The organism is Flavisolibacter ginsenosidimutans (assembly GCF_007970805.1).
Classification (GTDB): Bacteria; Bacteroidota; Bacteroidia; order Chitinophagales; family Chitinophagaceae; genus Flavisolibacter; species Flavisolibacter ginsenosidimutans.
This window is the reverse complement of sequence record NZ_CP042433.1, coordinates 2,394,987-2,414,200: the sequence shown is the minus strand read 5'-3', so window position 1 is coordinate 2,414,200 and position 19,214 is coordinate 2,394,987. Positions and strand designations below refer to the sequence as shown.

The window sequence follows — 19,214 nt, the reverse complement described above, 5'->3', positions numbered from 1 at the left end:
CGTTAACGATCAGCAATGACAACGAATGTTGACAAAATAATCAGGGATACGCACAAGGCTTCGCGGGCCTTGCAACTGGCGAGTGAAGAGACCGTGCAAACGGCCCTGGAAAAGATGGCGTCGCATGTTGAAGAAGGAACGGCAAATCTTATTAAAGCCAACCGCAAGGATGTGCAGCGATTGGGCGCAAACGACCCAATGGCAGATCGCTTGCTGCTGAACGAGGCGCGGATTAAAAACATTGCAGCGGCCATTCGCTCCGTTGCAGGCTTGCCTTCGCCCGTTGATCAATTGCTGGTAAAACGAAAATTAAAGAACGGTTTGTTGCTGCAGAAACGCACGGCTCCTTTTGGCGTGGTGGGCATGATTTACGAATCGAGACCGAACGTAACCTTTGATACCGCCGCCTTGTGTCTGCGCAGTAAAAACGCCTGTTTGTTGAAAGGCAGCAAGCATGCCGAAGAAACCAATATTGCCGCGGTTAAAATCATTCACCGTGCGCTAAAAGAAGCCGGTCTTTCACCGCAGTGTGTGGGCCTGTTGCCCAGCGACAGAAGCAGCTTGCAACACTTGTTTACCGCAACGGCTTACGTTGACGTCATCATTCCGCGTGGCTCGCAAAGTCTCATTGAAACCGTGCGCAAAAACAGCCTTGTTCCGGTGATTGAAACCGGCGCAGGCGTTTGCCATGTGTACGTGCACGAAGAAGCCGATTTGACCAAAGCACTGCGCATTGTGGAGAACGCAAAAGTGTCAAGGCCTTCGGTGTGCAATTCAATGGATACCTTGCTCCTTGATAAAAAAATTGCGGCGCCTTTTCTTTCTGCGCTTGCCGCAGAGTTTGAAAAGCACGGCGTCCAAATTTTTGCTGATGCAACGGCGCATCGTTTGTTGAAAGGCTATCCGTTCTTACACAAGGCGACGGCGGAAAGTTTCGGTACTGAATTTTTAAGTTTGAAATGCTCGGTGAAAACGGTGAACGGATTGAACGAAGCGCTTGACCACATTCAAGCCTATTCTACCAAACATTCGGAGGCAATCGTTTCGGAAAATAAAGCCGTGTGCAAGACATTTCTTCAAGCGGTGGATGCAGCGGTTGTTTACGAAAACGCATCCACTCGTTTTACCGACGGCGAGGAATTTGGCCTCGGCGCCGAAATCGGCATCTCTACCCAAAAGCTTCATGCACGCGGGCCTTTTGCGCTGGAAAAACTGGTAACGGAAAAATGGGTGGTCAGCGGCCAGGGACAAATCCGCTAAGCGAAGCCGATAGAGCAGGTTGCTGTTTGCAGGATTTCGTTTACATTCCGTTTTCGTTTCCTCACGTTACTAAAGCATATGGGAAGAAATTGCTGTTTGGGATTGCTTGTGCTTTTTTGCCTGCTGCGCACCACCTGCTTTGCCACCGACGATACGGGCATGGCTTATTTGGGCATCGAGCAAGGCCTTTCCAACAACGCAGTTACCAGTATTTACCAGGATCACAACGGCTTTCTTTGGTTTGGCACCTACGATGGCCTGAACCGTTACGACGGCTACGGTTTTAAAATTTTTCGCAACGTCATCGGCGATAAAACTTCGCTTGCCGACAATCACATCAGCTCAATTGAAAGTGATGCAGCACACAACCTGTGGATTGGTTGCGAAAATGCATTGAGCATCTACAATCCCGTGCGTTCTACTTTTTCTTCGCTGCAATACAAGTCCCTGAATGGATCCGTTGTAGAAATGACACACCTTGGTGTGAATGCAATTCAAAACGTAAACAACGGTACGTGTATGCTGGTGGGTGTTAAGAACAAGGGACTCTTTGTTTTTGAAAAAGGCAGTCACACCGGTTTGCAAATACCGCTGGAAGAAGCAAAAGGTGTGGAAGGAAATTACGAGGCGACGGCGCTAGCCTTTGATGCGCAACGGCAAATTACCTGGGTGTTTGTAAAAGATTTCGGGCTGTTTCAATACGACGTTAAACAGCGGCGGCTTCTTTTTGTGAACGGCAAAATAAAAAATGCCGAATGCCTGAAAGTGGACAGCAAAGGAACGCTGTGGCTGGGCTGTGAAGAAGGGCTGTTTCGGTACGACAACGTAAAGAATATCTTTTCACAAAACCTGCTGCCTGCTTCTTACAAGGTGATGAATTTAATGGAAGATCGTCAGCATGTTTTGTGGATTGCTTCGGATGGCGGCGGTGTTTGGACAGTACCGATAAGTCAGGGTTCGCCGACGTCTTATCTTTCTGCCAATGGCTCACCAAAAATCAACAGCAATGCCGTTTATGCCATTTACGAAGACCATGAAGGCGGAAAATGGTTTGGCACGTTGCGCGGCGGCATCAACGTGGTAAAGCCACGCACCAGCGCATTCCGGCACATCACCTGCCCGGTTTCGGTTCAAAAAGAAAATGACATCAACAATTTTATTCTTTCGTTTTGCGAAGACGATACGCACAGCCTGTGGATTGGAACCGACGGCGCAGGGCTGCGTTATTGGAACCGGCAGAAAAACGCCTTTACCAGCTTTGTTCACGATGCTTCCAACCCAAGTTCAATCAGCAGCAATTTCGTCACCAATATTCTCCGCGATTCGGTTGGGGATACGTGGTTCACTACCTGGTTTGGCGGCGTAAACCGCTTGCGAAAAGGCGCAAAATCATTTGAACATTTTAGCTGCCGCAACCCCAAAACCGGTTCGGTGGAAAACAATGCCTGGCTTGTGTTTGAAGACAAACGCCGCCGGTTATGGGTGAGCACTACCAACGACGGTACTTTGTATTTGTTCAACAGGCCGGCGGCTCGTTTCGAGTTGTTTGACGAAAGCATCAGCAACCTGCAATGTCTGGCCGAAGACCGCAACGGCGAAATCTGGGGCGGCAACTATTCTTCTGTTATTAACATTGATCCCCTCAACAAAAGGCACAAGACATTTCCGGTAGGCAATACGGTACGATGCATTCACGAAGACCAAGCGGGCAATTTTTGGATTGGAACCGACGGCGGCGGCTTGCTTTTGTTCAACCGGGCTACCGGCCGTTTTGTTCGCTTTACAACTTCCGAAGGACTTCCAAGCAATACCGTTTTGCGCATGCTGGAAGACCGCAGCGGCAACCTTTGGCTGAGTACGTACAACGGCTTGTGCAAGTTTAACGTGACCACAAAAACTTGTCGAAATTTTTCCCAGTCGGATGGCTTGCAAAGCAACCAGTTTAGCTTCAACGCTGCGCTGGTATTGCAGTCGGGTGAGTTTCTGTTTGGCGGCATCAAAGGCTTCAATATCTTTTATCCCGATAGCGTACAGGAAAGAAAAGAAATGCCGCCTGTTTTTTTAACCGGTCTTCGTGTCAACAACAAGTCGGTGGAAGAAGACAGTTCTTTTGTTACCGAGCGCAATTTTGAAAAAATCGAAAGCGTCAGCGTTCCTTATGACCATGCTTTTCTTTCACTCGATTTTGTAGCGCTTGAGTATTCCGGCGCCGACAAGGTACAATACGCTTACACGTTGGAAGGATGGGACAAATCCTGGAACCATGCGGGCAACAGCCGCACGGCAAACTACGCAAGATTAAAAGAAGGAACGTACAAATTCAAGATCAAAGTAACCAATGCGGCCGGCATCTGGGGAGGCGAAACAACTTTACTAACCATCACCGTTCTTCCGCCGTGGTATCGTTCCTGGTGGGCTTACCTGCTTTACCTTGCGATTACCGGTGCGGCTGTTTACAGCTATATGCTTTACAACAGGCGGGAGGAGCGGTTAAAGTACGAAGTGAAACTGGCCTTGCTTGAGAAAGAAAAAGAGAAGGAAATCACGGAGAAAAAAATCTCCTTCTTCACCCACATTTCGCATGAGTTTCGCACACCGCTAACGCTGATCATTAATCCGTTGAAGGAATTGATGACAACACACGAAAGGGAAAAAGACCGGAAACAAATTTCGACCGTGTACCGCAACGCAAGGCGTTTGTTAAGCCTCGTCGATCAACTGCTCCTTTTCCGCAAGGTGGAGTCGGTAGAAGAGCAGTTGCGGATTGAAAAATTTGATCTAATGGAAGCCTGCCGGGAAGTCTTCTTAAGTTTTAGCCAACACGCTCTTTGCAAAACAATTGACTTTTCATTCCAACAGGACGAGGGGGAAGTGTTGATTTACGGCGACAAAGAAAAGATCGAAATCATTCTTTTCAATCTTCTTTCCAATGCTTTCAAATACACGGAAGCGGGGGGCAGGATTGCACTGATGATTGCAGAAACAGAAAACGAGTTTCTAATAAAGGTCAGCGATACAGGTTGTGGCATTCCGGTGGAAGCGGGCGAAAAATTGTTTGATTCTTTTTACCGGGTTGGTCAGCCTGAAGGGACAAAAGAAAGCGGGTTTGGTGTGGGTTTGTACGTCTCCCGCAAACTGGCGGAGGCGCACAAAGGCGAGCTTACGTACAAAAGCACACCGGGCGCCGGTACAGAATTTTGCCTGCGGCTTTTAAAAGGCAAGGAACATTACGGCTCGGCTTATATCAGCGAAGATTACAAAAGCGGGAAAACGATTTTGTCAGAACTGGTAGAAGAAGCCGTGGCCGAAAACGAAGCAACAGAAACGGTGCCGGCGGTGCCGAAGCAATCGGCCGTGCTTGATAAGCTTAGGTCAGAGCTTCCGGTAATGCTGGTAGTGGACGACAACGCCGAGATGCGCTCCTACATCGTGCAGGTTTTTTCCAGCGGCTTCACTGTTTACGAAGCTGCGGACGGCGCCGAAGGATACGAATTGGCGGTAACCGAGATTCCTGATATTGTTATAAGTGATGTGATGATGAAAAACGTGAGCGGCATTGAGCTTTGCCAGAAAATAAAAAGCAATCCCGCCGTTGCGCACATTCCGGTGGTTCTGCTCACCGGCAGCGCCTCCGACAAAGCCAAATTGGAAGGCATTCAGGGCGGGGCTGAAGATTACATTTTAAAACCTTTCGACAAAGAAATCATTCAGGCCCGAATTGAAAACATCTTAAAAGAACGCAGCCGCATGAAGCAGTATTTCTTCAACGCGGTTACGCTGAAGCCGGCTTCCAATCTTTCCGGCGAACACAAAGTTTTTATTGAAAAGTGCATCGCCATTGTAGAGGCGCACATTGACAATCCGGAATTTGCCATCGGCACTTTTTGCCGGGAAATCGGCATGAGCCATCCAAGCCTGTATAAAAAAGTAAAGGCTGTGTCGGGACTCACCGTCAATGTTTTTATTCGCTACATCCGCTTGCGCAAAGCAGCCGAACTGCTGCTCAGTACCGACAAAACCATCTTGGAAGTTACTTACCTCACCGGCTTTAATGATGTTCGCTACTTCCGCGAGCAATTTCAAAAGCTCTTCCAAATGAATCCTTCTGATTACGTGAAGCGCTACCGCAGGGTTTTGGGCAGCAAGACCGCAAGCAATTAAGCCCGTGGCTCTTTTCATCTTTCTGCGATAAGCTCACAAGCCGGAAGCAAATTTTGCCTTAATTCTTGAACGGGCTGATTTTCAATGAAAAAATTTTAAGGCGCTATGATTTTACCCACCCCTTTTTATCATTTGTCCCCCGTGCGTGGCGCAAAAACGAACCTACTTTAGTTCTGTCATTGGAACAGGACGGCCAATGGCATCTTTCTCTTCAATTTAAATTCTGCTATATGATGAAAGATTGCAGCTATTGCTTTCCGGATCGTGTTGTGAAGATGGCTCCAAAACATCGCCTCTTCTTTTTACCGCTCTTTTTATTTTTTTCAACCTTTCTTTTTGCCCAACAAACGGTTCGGGGTAAAGTAACTACCGTGGACGGTGTGTTGGCCAACGCCACTGTTCAGGTGAAGGGCACCACCACCACTGTGCAAACCGACGAAGCGGGTGCGTTCAGCATTTCTACGAAGCCGAACGACGTTTTGGTTGTTACATCTGTCGGTTTTAATGCACAGGAAATCCCGGTGAACAACCGCACAAGCATTGACGTAAAGCTTTCGGCCAACAGCCAGATGATGACCGACATTGTAGTTGTGGGTTATGGCACGCAAAAAAGAAGCGACGTTACCGGCTCTGTATCGTCGGTTCCGAAAACAAGGCTTACCGAACTGCCGGTGACCAACATTCTTCACGCCATTGAAGGTTCGGTTGCGGGTGTAAACGTGTCGCAGACCTCGTCCGTTCCGGGCAGTTCCGCAACGGTACTCGTTCGCGGACAAAACACCATTACGGCAGGCACCGGTCCTTATCTTGTTGTGGACGGCGTTCCTTTTAGCAAAACCGGTGCGGTCACTAACGACATTAATCCAAACGATATCGCGTCTATCGAAGTTTTGAAAGACGCATCCGCTACGGCCATTTACGGTGTAAACGGCGCAAACGGTGTCATATTAATTACCACGAAAAGAGGACTTACCGGCAAGCCGGTCATTCGTTACAATGCCTACACGGGTTTTGATAACCTTTCGCATTGGCTAACGCCGCTCAGCCCCGAAGCTTACGTTCAAAAATACGCCGACTACAAAGCGCAAGTGCCTTCTGCAAACCAAGGCGTGTTGCCCAACAATTTTGAAGTGACCAACTACAACGCCGGCCACACCGTGGACTGGCTGAAAGACGTTACCCGGCAGGGAATCATGCAAGATCATAACCTCAGCGTTTCGGGTGGATCAAAAGACGTTCGGTATTATTTGTCGGGCGATTACCTGCAGCAGAAAGGTGCGGTGAAGGGTTATCAATACCGCCGCATCAGCATCCGGTCGAACCTCGACATCAACGTAACGGATTTTCTAACCGTCGGTACCAATCTTTCTTTTGCCAACAACAATTACGACGGCGGACGGGCAAACTTTTATTTAGCGGCAGCCATGAGTCCTTATGGAACGGAATACAACGCTACGGGCAATTACGAGATTTACCCGATGAGCCCCGAACTGTTGTACATGAATCCGCTGTTGGGTTTGAACTCTGACAGAACGGACCGGGCCAGCAATTTAACCGGCAACGGTTACGCCGAAGTAAAATTCGGCGGCGCTTTGAAAGGATTGAAGTACCGCCTGAACGGTGGCTATACCTACGTGCCTACCCGCTTTGGAAGTTATGCGGGCAGAACCGCCGGCAACACCCAGGGAGGCGTTGCTTCTTTGTCCACATCAGAAACGACCAACTGGACCGTTGAAAACATTCTTTCTTATACAAGAGATTTTGGTGCGCATCACGTTGATTTTACCGGCCTCTTTAGTGCGCAGCAGCGAGACTACTTCACCTTTGGTGCAGGTTCAATTGGGTTTATTAATGACGAATTATCCTTCAACAGATTGGAGGCCGGCTCAAGCCTTACGGGCAATACCTCTTACCGGGATAAATATGATCTGCTCTCGCAAATGGGCCGTATCAACTATTCTTATCAAAGCAAATACTTGTTGACCGTTACGGCGAGAAGAGACGGTTCTTCTGTGATGGGCGCAAACACAAGCAAGTACGGTGTGTTTCCTTCTGTTGCTCTTGGATGGAACATGATGAATGAAAACTTCATCAGAAATATCAGTGCTGTCAATGCGTTGAAGCTACGTGGCTCTTACGGTAAATCCGGCAACGAAGCCATCAGCGTTTATCAAACAATTACACAGGAAGGCACGGTTCGTTATCCTTTTGGCGGCATCAGCACCGTGGGTGTATTGGCTAGTAATTTGGGCAATGCAAACCTGCATTGGGAAACATCAAAGACCTTGAACATCGGCCTTGATTTTGGCATTCTGAAAAACCGCATCAACGGCTCCATTGACATGTACGATACAAAGACGGAAGGCTTGTTGTTGCGGCGCAACCTGCCCAACATTACGGGTTATAGTTTTGTGTTGGACAATCTTGGCAAAACAACAAACCACGGCGTTGAACTTACATTGAACACCGAGAACATTACGGGCCGAAATTTCCGTTGGCAAACCAGCATTGTCTTCGCCGCCAACAAAAACAAAATCGTTGACCTCTACGGCGACCAGAAAAGCGATGTGGGCAACCGCTGGTTCATTGGCCAGCCCATTGGCGTAATTTACGATTACAAACTGGTTGGCGTTTGGCAAGTGGGCGAAGACCCGTCGAAATGGGACCCCGGCGCCAAGCCCGGCGACCTGAAATTTGCCGACATCAACGGCGACGGAAAAGTTACGTCTGATGACAAGGTAATTCAAGGCCAAACAACGCCGAAATGGTCGGGCGGATTGACCAACACCTTCCACTACAAAAATTTCCACCTGAACGTTTTCATTCAAACCTTCCAGGGAGCGTTGAAAAACAACGTAACGCTGACGTACGCAGATGAAGCGGGACGCATGAACATCCCGGTAGAAACGGGTTATTGGACGGCCGCAAACAAAAGCCAGACAAGGCCTTCGCTTGCTTACACCAATACAAGAGGTTACGGTTATCCATCTGACAACAGCTTCACGCGGTTAAAAGACGTGACCCTGAGCTACGTGTTCTCGCAAGGTTTGCTGGACAAATTAAAACTGAGCAGCCTGACGGTTTATGCCAGCGGAAGAAACCTTCACACCTTCACAAAATGGATTGGCTGGGACCCGGAGAACAACTATTCCTTCCGTGGTTCGGGCGACTGGACAAACAACTATCCGCTTACCCGCGAGATTGTGTTCGGCATAAACGTAGCGCTCCGTTAATTGACTCATTAAACTCGTTTGAAAAATGAAAAAGAAACTCATCATATTCATCGGCATCTGCATAAGCCTGCCGCTGTTTTTTTCCTGCAAGAAAAATTTTCTAAAAGAAGATGTTTACTCTTCCCTGGCGCCGGAAACACTGGGCGATTCATTGGGCATTGACGCCTCTATTATCGGTTTGTACAATCACCTCAGTACATTTTTTAGTTATTCTGGTCCACAAGGCTGGCCGAGTGTATGGCACGCCGGAACCGACGTGGCTTTTGTGCCACCTTCGCAAAAGCAGGGCATTGAAGTGCCGTATTACGATTACACGCAATTAAACTCAACCGATGGCGCTGCCTCCTATACATGGAGTTGGGCCTACCGGATGATCAGCAATGCCAACATCATCATCAAGAACGCGGATGCGGTAACCGGCGTAACGGCCGCTACAAAGGCCAGCTTCAGTGCCGAAGCCCGTTTTTTCAGAGGCTATGCATACAACATTTTGGCCACCTGTTTTGGCAAAGTGCCGTTAGTTACAGAGCCTACAACAACACCAAGGACCAACTATACAAGGAACTCGTTGGATGAGGTCAACAATCTAATCATCCAGGATCTCACGTTCGCGGTAGCCAATCTTTCCGATGTGGGCGGCTTTGGCTCCATCAAAAACGCCGACGGCAAACCTGCTGCACGTGCCAACAAATGGCAGGCTGCGCAACTTCTGGCCGAAGTTTATTTGCGGGCAAACAAACCCGATTTGGCCGAGCAACAAACCGCGGCTATTATCAACAGCGGAAAATTTGCATTGACCAATACACGGTACGGCATCAGGGCTGGTCAGCCTGGCGATCCGTTTTCTGATATGTTCATCTACGGGAACGAAAGAAGGTATCAAGGTAACAAGGAGGCTATCTGGGTAATGGAAGAGGAAAACATCAATACCGTTCCGGGTGGTTATACGAACGCTCCCCAACAACGCCGCAACTGGGGTGCCGCTTATTACCAGGTGACGGATGTTGATAAGAATGATCCGACCAAAACCGTTACGATGATCATTGCGGATTCGCTTGGCGGCAGAGGCATTGCCCGCATGAGGTTGACCGATTGGGTGGCTTACGGCTTGTACGAGAACAACGACATGCGCAACTCCCAATACAACATTCGCCGGCGGTATTATTACAACAATCCGCAGGGAAAGAATTACGGACTACAAGTTCCGTACACGGGTCCCGATACCTTGTTCAAGATTGCGCCGAACACCACCAAATGGTACGACTTTATTGCCAACAATGTTGATGGCACATTTGGTTTTGCCATGACCAAAGATTTTATTTTGATGCGCCTGGGCGAGACTTATTTGCTGCAAGCCGAGGCACAATTCAAGCAAGGCAAGCTGGCCGAAGCCGCAGCATCCATCAATGCACTGCGAACAAGAGCGGGTGCTTCGCAAGTAACCGCCGCGCAAATCAACCTTGATTTTATTTTGGACGAAAGAGCCAGAGAACTGCTGGCCGAAGAAAACCGCCGCATGACCTTGATGCGTACCGGAACATTGGTTGCCCGCACGCAGGCTTACAACAAGCAAACCATCAACCCGGTTGTGGGCTTAACCAGCAAAAACCTTTTACTGCCCATACCGCAATCAGAGATTGATCTGAACAAGGACGCGGTGCTGGAACAGAACCCGGGATATTGAGTTGTTTTTCTCACAGAGCAAGCAAAGGCCGGTAAAGCACAGGCTAAACCGGCCTTTAATTTTTGAATGACTTGCGGGTAAAAACTTTACTTCTCACTGATCAAGCCAAAGAAGATATGCGACGTATGAAAATTTCAATGCTGGCCGCAAGCTTTTTTTTGTTTTTGCAGTTAGCGGCGCAAACACCGAAACACAATTTTTCTTTGGGCGATTCCGCCTTTTTATTGGACGGTAAAGTCTTCCAAATTATTTCCGGTGAAATGCATTATCCCCGCGTGCCGCGGGAAGCTTGGCGGCAGCGAATGAAAATGGCAAAGGCCATGGGATTGAACACCATCGGCACCTATGTTTTCTGGAACCTGCACGAACCGCAAAAAGGCAAATTTGATTTTTCCGGCAACAACGACATTGCCGCCTTTGTAAAAACCGCTCAAGAAGAAGGACTGTGGGTGATCCTTCGCCCCAGTCCTTACGTGTGCGCCGAGTGGGAGTTTGGCGGCTATCCGTATTGGTTGCAAAACGAAAAAGGTTTGGTAGTGCGAAGCAAAGAGCCGCAATACTTGAAAGAATACCGCGATTATATTTTGCAAGTGGGCAAGCAACTGGCGCCTTTGCAGGTTAATCACGGCGGCAATATTTTGATGGTGCAAATTGAAAACGAGTACGGCTCGTACGGGAGCGACAAGGAATATCTTGACATCAATCGCAAACTTTTTGTGGAAGCGGGTTTTGACGGTTTGCTTTATACCTGCGATCCGGCACAGGATGTTGCGGCCGGTCATCTTCCCGGTTTATTGCCGGCGGTAAACGGCCTTGATAAACCGGCGCAAGTAAAGGGACTCATTCGCAAGAACCACGATGGCAAAGGTCCTTTCTTTATTGCCGAATGGTACCCGGCCTGGTTCGATTGGTGGGGAACAAAACACCACACGGTTGCCGCAGAAAAATACGCTCCCGCCTTGGACAGCGTTTTAAGCGCAGGCATTTCCATCAACATGTATATGTTTCACGGCGGCACAACGAGAGTCTTTATGAACGGCGCGAATTATAACGACAGAAGTCCGTACGAACCGCAAATCAGCAGTTACGATTACGATGCGCCGCTTGATGAAGCCGGTAATGCAACGCCGAAGTTTATGCAGTTTCGTGCCGTGATTGAGAAACATTTGCCGGCTGGTGAAGCACTGCCTCCGGTGCCTGCAACCAAGCCCGCGATTGTCATTCCTGTTGTTCAATTCAATCAGGCCAGCAATCTTTTTGATGATTTGCCAAAGCCAATCTCCAACGCAACACCGCTAACGTTTGAAGAGTTGAATCAGGCCTACGGCTTTGTGTTGTATCGTTCAACAATTAACGGTGGGAAGGGAGGCGTCTTGAAAATAAAAGACCTGCGTGATTACGGTCTTGTTTTCATCAACGGCAAAAGAATTGGCGTGTTGGACAGGCGATTAAAGCAAGACAGTGTTTTGCTCAACCTTCCAAATGGGAAAGCAAGATTAGACATATTGGTAGAGAATCTGGGACGCATCAACTTTGGCCCTTATCTTTTGAAAAATAAAAAAGGCATTACGGAAAGCGTAGGCTTTAATGGTGAGGAAATAAAAGGCTGGCAAATGTTCTCGTTGCCTTTTGAAAACGTAAAATCGTTTGCAAGTAAATCGAGTCAATCAACAATCGATGCGCCTGTTCTCAAGCGCGGAAGTTTTGATTTGCAAACGATCGGCGATACGTATTTGGACATGCGGGAGTGGGGCAAGGGCAGCGTTTGGATCAACGGTCATAATCTTGGCCGATATTGGAGCATCGGCCCGCAACAAACCCTTTATGTGCCGGCCGAGTGGCTACGAAAAGGCAAAAACGAGATCGTTGTTTTGGAATTGTTGAAGCCAGCGCAGAACGAATTAAAAAGCCTTGCTACGCCCATTTTAAACGAGCTTAATTTGCCGGTGAAAAACAGTGCGAAATAAAATTAAAAACCGATTGCTCTCATGACAAGAATTACCAATCGAAACCTTTTGTGTGCTCTTTGCTTTTTGTGTTTGTTGCTTTGTTTTGCCTCTTGTTCCAATACCAAAAAAGCAACAACGGAAAACAGCTTGCCAAACGCTTTCATCGAAAAGAATTTTGGGGACGCAGCCGCGCAGTACGAAGTGTTGATGAAGAACCTGCCGCCGGAACGTTTTCCCAAAACGTTTTATCCAGCAACCGGCAAATTGGAAACTTCGGGTTCCGATTGGTGGTGCAGCGGTTTTTATCCCGGCACTTTGCTGAATTTATACGAACAAACCAAAGAAGAAAAATTGCTGGCCGAAGCCAAGCGCATGTTGGCTTTGCTGGAAAAAGAAAAGACCAACACGCATACACACGACCTTGGCTTTATGATGTATTGCAGTTTTGGCAACGCAAATAAAATTTCGCCAAGCGCTGCGTACGACGATATACTTCTTACCAGCGCCAAATCACTTTCCACACGCTTTAATCCAAAAGTCGGCTGCATCAAATCGTGGGATTCGAAGCCTTCGGATTTTCTTGTCATCATCGACAACATGATGAACCTTGAACTCCTGTTTTGGGCCACGCGGTTCTCGGGCGATTCGTCGTTTTACAAGATTGCGGTAACGCATGCCAACACGACGATGAAAAATCATTTTCGTCCCGACGGCAGTTCTTACCACGTGGTGAATTACAATCCCGAAACCGGTGACGTGCAACAAAAGAAAACGGCACAGGGCTACAGCAACGAATCGGCCTGGGCCCGCGGGCAAGCCTGGGGCTTGTACGGTTATACGGTGATGTACCGCGAGACGAAGGATAAAAAATATTTAGACCAGGCGGAAAAAATTGCAAGCTTCATTTTGAACAATCCAAACCTGCCGGCAGATAAAATTCCGTACTGGGATTTCAATGCGCCGGACATTCCAAACGCCTTGCGTGATGCGTCGGCGGGAGCGGTCATGGCCTCGGCGCTTTTGGAATTAAGTACTTACGCAGACAAGAAGGACAGTCGCAATTATTTTGCCGTTGCCGAAACCATCTTGCGCAATTTATCCAACCCGCCGTACAAAGCAACGCAAGGCACAAACGGCGGTTTTCTTTTGCAGCATTGCGTTGGTCATATGCCCAACAAAACCGAAGTTGACGTGCCCTTAACCTATGCCGATTATTACTACGTGGAAGCCTTGCAGCGATACAAGAAGTTGAAAGAAGGAAACGCTGTTTTCAAAAATTAAAAGAAGAATCGCATACGTTTTAAAAGCAGAATGCAACAATGAAGTACACAGCATCCGTTCTGGTGTTTTGTTTGTTTGTTACGGCGCACGCAACTGCGCAGCAAAAAAAAGCCGCGGTCATTTCGGACAGGCAAACATGGCTCAACTATTTGGATAAAGTAGCGCGGCCGGTAATGCAAAACTTGGCGGCTGACCAACTAAAAGAAAAGATGCCACAAGTGCTTTCGCCAAGCATTGACAACGCCGCAAACCGCAGCAAGGTCATGTACCTCGAAGCCTTTGCCCGCACCTTTAGCGGCATTGCGCCATGGTTAAATTCAGAAGGCGGCACAAAGGAAGAAATTGCCCTGCGCAACCAGTACCGCGAGTGGTCGGTGAAAGCCCTTGCCAACGCGGTAAATCCATCGGCAAAAGATTACATGAAATGGGACGGCGGCCAACCCTTGGTGGATGCTTCTTTTCTTGCACTTGGTTTGATTCGCTGTCCGTGGTTGTGGCAAGCTTTGAATGATACGCAAAAAGGCCAAGTCGTAACGGCATTTCTTACCACACGCAACACGGTTCCTGTTTATTCAAACTGGCTTCTTTTTTCAGGCATGATTGAAGCCTTCTTTTGCCGCTACAATCTTCCTTACGATGCCGTGCGAATGGATTACGGCATCCGCGAATTTTCGCAGCATTGGTACACCGGCGACGGCATGTTCTCCGACGGCATGAATTTTCATCTGGATTATTACAACAGCTACGTTATTCAACCTTACCTCGCCGTAATATTGGAAACCGTCAAACAAAAAAGCAACGGCTATAATTTCTTTCTTCCATCCTTTGAAAAAATCAGCAAGCGCTACGCAGAAATTCAGGAACGATTGATTAATACAGACGGAAGCTTTCCCGTTCTTGGCCGTTCGATTGTTTACCGCGGCGGCGCTTTTCACCACTTGGCCGACAAAGCCTTGCGGAAAGAATTACCGGCATCGCTCCATCACGCACAAGTGAGAAGCGCCTTGACGGCTGTGATAAAAAAGACGCTTGGTTCTTCATCAAGTTTCGATGCTGCGGGTTGGCTCAATATCGGTCTGAGTGGAAAGCAACCCGCAATTGCCGACGTTTACATTACCACCGGTAGTCTTTATTTGTGCTCGGAAATTTTTCTGCCTTTGGGCTTGGCAGAGAACGATGAATTCTGGTCTTCTCCTGCCGAACCGTGGACGGCGGTAAAAGCCTGGAGCGGTGAAGATATTCCCGCCGACCACGCACTTGACGTTCACCTTTAATTGTGGTTATACAATGCGAAATCAAAAATTTTTCTTGCTGTTTTTTGCCCTTCTTTTTTTGAAAGAAGTTTATGCGCAGGCACCGCTCATTACCGCCGTTCCGGCACGTAAAACGGTTAGCTTGAACGGCCGATGGCAATACATCGTTGATCCTTACGAAACCGGCTTTTACGATTATCGTTTTAAAGAACGCCGCGAGAATGACCGCGAAGCGTACTGGAACACCGACGTGCAGGCAAACAAAACCGATCGCAAGGAACACGGTTACGTTGACAAGTACAGTTTGAATGTACCGGGCGACTGGAACTCGCAAGCCCCGCAGTTTTTGTATTACGAAGGAACGGTGTGGTACAAGAAGTCTTTCGACTATCAAAAGTCATCTGCAACAAACAGAGTCTTTCTTTATTTCGACGCGGTTAATTACAGGGCTGATGTTTACCTCAACGGAAAAAAATTAGGCGCACACATCGGGGGTTTTACACCGTTTGATTTTGAAATTCCCGATTCCGTTTTAAAGGCGAAGAACAATTTCCTCGTTGTAAAAGTTGACAACAAACGCGGCGCGGAAGAAGTGCCAACCGTGAACACCGATTGGTGGAATTACGGCGGCATCACCCGCGATGTATCCTTGATTGAAGTACCGCGGGCTTTTGTTCAGGATTATTCCATTCACTTAAAAAAGCCAACAGCAGGAGGCAAGCCTTCTACTAAAAATGCAGCGGTGGAAGGTTGGGTGAAAATGAACGGACAAGCAACGGGCAATGTAACCGTTGAAATTCCTGAACTAAAACTGAAGAAGGCTTTTGCCGTTGCGGATTCTGTTGTTCGTTTTGAAATGGTTCTTCCGTCGGTTCAATTGTGGTCGCCCGAAAATCCGAAATTATACGAAGTCATTATTTCGACAACTGCCGATAAAGTGGAAGACAAAATTGGTTTTCGGACCGTTGAAGCATTTGGCAAGAAAGTGTTGTTGAATGGCGAACCAGTTTTCATGCGTGGCATTTCGGTTCACGGCGAAATAGCACAGCAAGTGCGAAGAGCGTACAGCAAAGAAGACGCGAGACAACTGTTTAGCGAAGCAAAAGAACTCGGTTGCAACATGGTGCGGCTGGCGCATTATCCGCACGACGAAAACATGACGCGAATGGCCGATTCGCTTGGCTTTTTGGTGTGGTCGGAAATCCCGGTTTACTGGACCATTGATTTTGGGAACAAAGAGGTTTACCGCAAAGCGGAAAAGCAACTCACCGAAATGATTACCCGCGACCGCAACCGCGCCAGCATTATCATTTGGAGCGTGGGCAACGAAACGCCAATCAGTCCGGTGCGCACGGATTTCATGCACAATCTTATTTCCGCCGCAAAAGCGTTGGACGATACCCGCATGGTTTCGGCAGCCTTGGAAGTGAATTACAATTCGGGTAAAAATCTTAATCTCATTGACGATCCGCTGGGACAATACGTTGACCTTGTAGCCTTCAACGAATACCTCGGTTGGTACGGTGGTTTGCCCAGCAATTGCCGCACAACAAATTGGGGCACGCCTTACGACAAGCCGCTCTTCATCAGCGAAACCGGCGCCGGCGCAAAAGCCGGTTTTCACGCCGATTCAATGACCATCTTTAGTGAAGAATACCAGGAATGGTATTACAAAGAACAAACGGCCATGTTGCAGCGAATGCCGGAAAATTTCGTTGGCATTTCGCCTTGGGTGCTGGCCGATTTTCGTTCGCCCAAACGAAACAATCCGGTGTTTCAGGAAGGCTGGAACCGCAAGGGTTTGTTCAGCAACGAAGGCAAAAAGAAAAAAGCTTTCTACGTGTTGAAGGCTTACTACGAACAAATGCGGAACAAACGGCAGAAGAAATGAAGCAAACGGGAACGTAAACAAACAACGCATCGAACTCTCATACAAAAAGCACCGGTAATTGCCCCGGTGCTTTCTTTTTAATCCGCTAAGCCGGTAATTCTACTTTTGGTGCGAAAAAATGGGTAGCGAATTTAAAAATCGAAAAAAAATTGCTCTTAAAAATTTTCGTTAGGCTTTTGATTATTTTTGTTTATTTTCGATTTGAACGGTGAAAACCCGAATTTGAAGATTGTCTAAAGCCGTAATGTTCAAAAAAACAAATACAAGCCTGTGACCGCTACGCAAAGACGGGACAAGATTCTGGAACTAATTAAAGAGGACGGATCGGCCAAAGTGGTTGACCTCGCCAAAATATTTAAAGTAACGGAAGTTACCATTCGGCAAGATTTGGAAAAGCTGGACAAAGACGGCTTGGTGGTGCGGGAACACGGTGGCGCTTTCTTAAAAAATATTGAAGACCAGGTTCGAAACTTTTCGTTGGCAAACCAGGAAAATATTGAAAAGAAAGAACGGATTGCGCAAAAGTGCCTTGAGTTTATTGAAAGCGGCGACAGCATCATTCTCGACTCGGGTTCAACTACCACGGAGATTGCCAAAAAGCTAAAGGGTTTTAAAAATCTGCGGGTTATTACCAACGCTTTAAATATTGCCATGATGCTGGGTACTGAACCGGGCATTGAACTAGTGGTAACCGGTGGGGAATTTAAGCCGCCAACGCTTTCGTTAACCGGGCAGAAAGCCGCTGATTTTTTTAACGGCATCAACGTGCAGAAACTTTTTTTGGCCACGGCCGGTATTTCGCTAAAAGCCGGCTTGACTTATCCGAGTATCAGTGACCTGGTGGTAAAGAAAGCGATGATTGATGCGGCGGAGGCTACGTACCTGGTGGCCGATTCTACCAAAATTGGCAAGAGTTCTTTCGCCAGTTTGGGAGCGCTTTCGCTCATCAATTGCATCATTACGGACGAAGGCATAGAAGAAAGGCACAAGCAACTTTTCAGCGACAACGAAATTGAATTAATCATAGCAAGCTAACCGTCACCAACAAAATTTACATGAGCAACAAAACAACAGCCAAGGCAAGCTTGGGCGTCATCATCGGCAACCGTGATTTTTTTCCCGATAAATTGGTCGGCGAATGCCGTTCGGATTTAATGGCTGCTTTTCAAAAGGCAGGCATTACCCCGATTATGCTGGCAGAAAACGAAACGAAATTGGGAGGCGTAGAAACATTTGGAGAAGCGCAGAAATGTGCGGCCTTGTTCAAAAAACACGCGGCTGAAATCATTGGTGTTTTGGTAGTGCTTCCCAATTTTGGCGATGAAAAAGGCGTGGCCGAAACACTGAAATTGGCCGGCCTGAACGTCCCGGTTTTGGTGCAGGCTTATCCCGATGATTTGGATAAGTTAGACGTTGCAAGAAGGAGAGATGCCTGGTGCGGAAAAATTTCGGTTTGCAACAATCTTTATCAGTACGGCATCAAGTTTTCGCTCACCACAAAACACGTCGTGCATCCTTCCGACGAAAGCTTTGCAGAAGACCTCAAAAACTTTATTGCTGTGTGCCGCGTGGTGAAAGGCTTGCGCAACGTGCGCATTGGTGCGGTGGGCGCAAGACCGGGAGCTTTTAACACGGTTCGGTACAGCGAAAAAATTTTACAGCGGCACGGAATCTCTGTTGTCACCACTGACCTCTCGCACATTTTGGGCGCTGCCAACAAACTGACCAAAGATGACGGCAGCGTGAAGGAAAGACTGGACGTGATTAAAGCCTACTCACCAACGGGCCGCACGCCGGAAGACCGGTTGGTGCAGATCGCAAAACTGGATGTGGTGCTGCATGACTTCATGCAGGAACACGCACTGGACGCCACGGCCATTCAATGCTGGACATCGCTGCAGCAAAACTACGGCTGCAACGTGTGCACCAGCATGAGCATGATGAGCGAGAATATGCTCCCAAGTGCCTGCGAAGTGGACGTAACCGGCACGCTGACCATGTATGCCATGCAACTTGCTTCGGGTTCGCCAAGCGCACTGGTGGACTGGAACAACAACTACGCAACCGACGAAGAAAAGGTGGTGCTGTTCCACTGCGGCAACTGGGCCAAATCATTTTTGCCTGACATTGAAATTGCTACGGCCCCCATTCTTGGTACCACGGTGGGCGAAGAAAATACCTACGGCGCTTTGGCCGGCCGCACACCGGCATCGCCGTTGACCTATGGCAGAATCAGTACTGACGATACAAAAGGAATTATCAAAGCATATATCGGCGAAGGTGCATTAACGGATGACGAACTGAATACGTTTGGAACAAGAGCCGTTGCCAAAATAGCCAACCTTCAGGGTTTGATGAAGCACGTTTGCAAAACAGGGTTTGAACACCACGTCGTAATGAACGCTTCCAAAACGGCCAACATCCTGCAGGAAGCCTATGAAAATTACATGGGCTGGGAAGTGTATCATCACGGCGCTGCGCAATAAGCAACAAGCAATCGGC

The 19,214-nt window shown here is 48.1% G+C and carries 10 protein-coding genes; all 10 read left to right on the top strand.

Features of this window, described 5'->3' with window-relative positions:
- The first annotated feature begins 15 nt into the window (after positions 1 to 15).
- The 10 genes from FSB75_RS09875 to FSB75_RS09830 all read left to right on the top strand — a co-directional run bounded on the left by FSB75_RS09875 (position 16) and on the right by FSB75_RS09830 (position 19,198).
- Entirely contained in the window at positions 16 to 1,260 is a 1,245-nt protein-coding gene (locus tag FSB75_RS09875; protein WP_146786377.1) for a glutamate-5-semialdehyde dehydrogenase, read from the top strand.
- 78 nt (positions 1,261 to 1,338) lie between these two features.
- Positions 1,339 to 5,421, top strand: a complete 4,083-nt coding sequence (locus tag FSB75_RS09870; protein ID WP_146786374.1) for a two-component regulator propeller domain-containing protein — start codon at positions 1,339 to 1,341, stop codon at positions 5,419 to 5,421.
- Positions 5,422 to 5,651: 230 nt separating this feature from the next.
- Positions 5,652 to 8,654 carry a SusC/RagA family TonB-linked outer membrane protein gene (locus FSB75_RS09865; protein WP_146786370.1) on the top strand — a complete coding sequence of 1,001 codons (3,003 nt, stop codon included), beginning with the start codon at positions 5,652 to 5,654 and terminating at the stop codon, positions 8,652 to 8,654.
- A 25-nt stretch (positions 8,655 to 8,679) separates the two neighbouring features.
- Complete coding sequence (locus tag FSB75_RS09860; RefSeq protein ID WP_146786367.1) at positions 8,680 to 10,338, top strand: RagB/SusD family nutrient uptake outer membrane protein; 1,659 nt, start codon at positions 8,680 to 8,682, stop codon at positions 10,336 to 10,338.
- A 125-nt stretch (positions 10,339 to 10,463) separates the two neighbouring features.
- Complete coding sequence (locus FSB75_RS09855) at positions 10,464 to 12,305, top strand: glycoside hydrolase family 35 protein (RefSeq protein WP_146786364.1); 1,842 nt, start codon at positions 10,464 to 10,466, stop codon at positions 12,303 to 12,305.
- A 21-nt stretch (positions 12,306 to 12,326) separates the two neighbouring features.
- The gene (locus tag FSB75_RS09850) at positions 12,327 to 13,568 is read left to right on the top strand and encodes a glycoside hydrolase family 88 protein (protein WP_146786361.1); all 1,242 of its coding nucleotides are present in this window, start codon (positions 12,327 to 12,329) and stop codon (positions 13,566 to 13,568) included.
- Between the two features lie 38 nt (positions 13,569 to 13,606).
- Entirely contained in the window at positions 13,607 to 14,842 is a 1,236-nt protein-coding gene (locus tag FSB75_RS09845) for a DUF2264 domain-containing protein (protein WP_146786358.1), read from the top strand.
- 13 nt (positions 14,843 to 14,855) lie between these two features.
- On the top strand, positions 14,856 to 16,712 hold the full coding sequence (locus FSB75_RS09840; RefSeq protein WP_146786355.1) for a glycoside hydrolase family 2 protein: 1,857 nt from the start codon (positions 14,856 to 14,858) through the stop codon (positions 16,710 to 16,712).
- A gap of 270 nt (positions 16,713 to 16,982) precedes the next feature.
- Positions 16,983 to 17,747 carry a DeoR/GlpR family DNA-binding transcription regulator gene (locus tag FSB75_RS09835; RefSeq protein ID WP_146786352.1) on the top strand — a complete coding sequence of 255 codons (765 nt, stop codon included), beginning with the start codon at positions 16,983 to 16,985 and terminating at the stop codon, positions 17,745 to 17,747.
- Positions 17,748 to 17,767: 20 nt separating this feature from the next.
- On the top strand, positions 17,768 to 19,198 hold the full coding sequence (locus FSB75_RS09830; RefSeq protein ID WP_146786349.1) for an L-fucose/L-arabinose isomerase family protein: 1,431 nt from the start codon (positions 17,768 to 17,770) through the stop codon (positions 19,196 to 19,198).
- Positions 19,199 to 19,214: the final 16 nt, after the last annotated feature.

Coding starts and splice junctions, on each gene's coding strand:
- FSB75_RS09870 (WP_146786374.1), top strand. CDS start 1,339: ATGGGAAGAAATTGCTGTTTGGGATTGCTTGTGCTTTTTTGCCTGCTG.
- FSB75_RS09860 (WP_146786367.1), top strand. CDS start 8,680: ATGAAAAAGAAACTCATCATATTCATCGGCATCTGCATAAGCCTGCCG.
- FSB75_RS09845 (WP_146786358.1), top strand. CDS start 13,607: ATGAAGTACACAGCATCCGTTCTGGTGTTTTGTTTGTTTGTTACGGCG.
- FSB75_RS09840 (WP_146786355.1), top strand. CDS start 14,856: ATGCGAAATCAAAAATTTTTCTTGCTGTTTTTTGCCCTTCTTTTTTTG.
- FSB75_RS09875 (WP_146786377.1), top strand. CDS start 16: ATGACAACGAATGTTGACAAAATAATCAGGGATACGCACAAGGCTTCG.
- FSB75_RS09830 (WP_146786349.1), top strand. CDS start 17,768: ATGAGCAACAAAACAACAGCCAAGGCAAGCTTGGGCGTCATCATCGGC.
- FSB75_RS09850 (WP_146786361.1), top strand. CDS start 12,327: ATGACAAGAATTACCAATCGAAACCTTTTGTGTGCTCTTTGCTTTTTG.
- FSB75_RS09865 (WP_146786370.1), top strand. CDS start 5,652: ATGATGAAAGATTGCAGCTATTGCTTTCCGGATCGTGTTGTGAAGATG.
- FSB75_RS09855 (WP_146786364.1), top strand. CDS start 10,464: ATGAAAATTTCAATGCTGGCCGCAAGCTTTTTTTTGTTTTTGCAGTTA.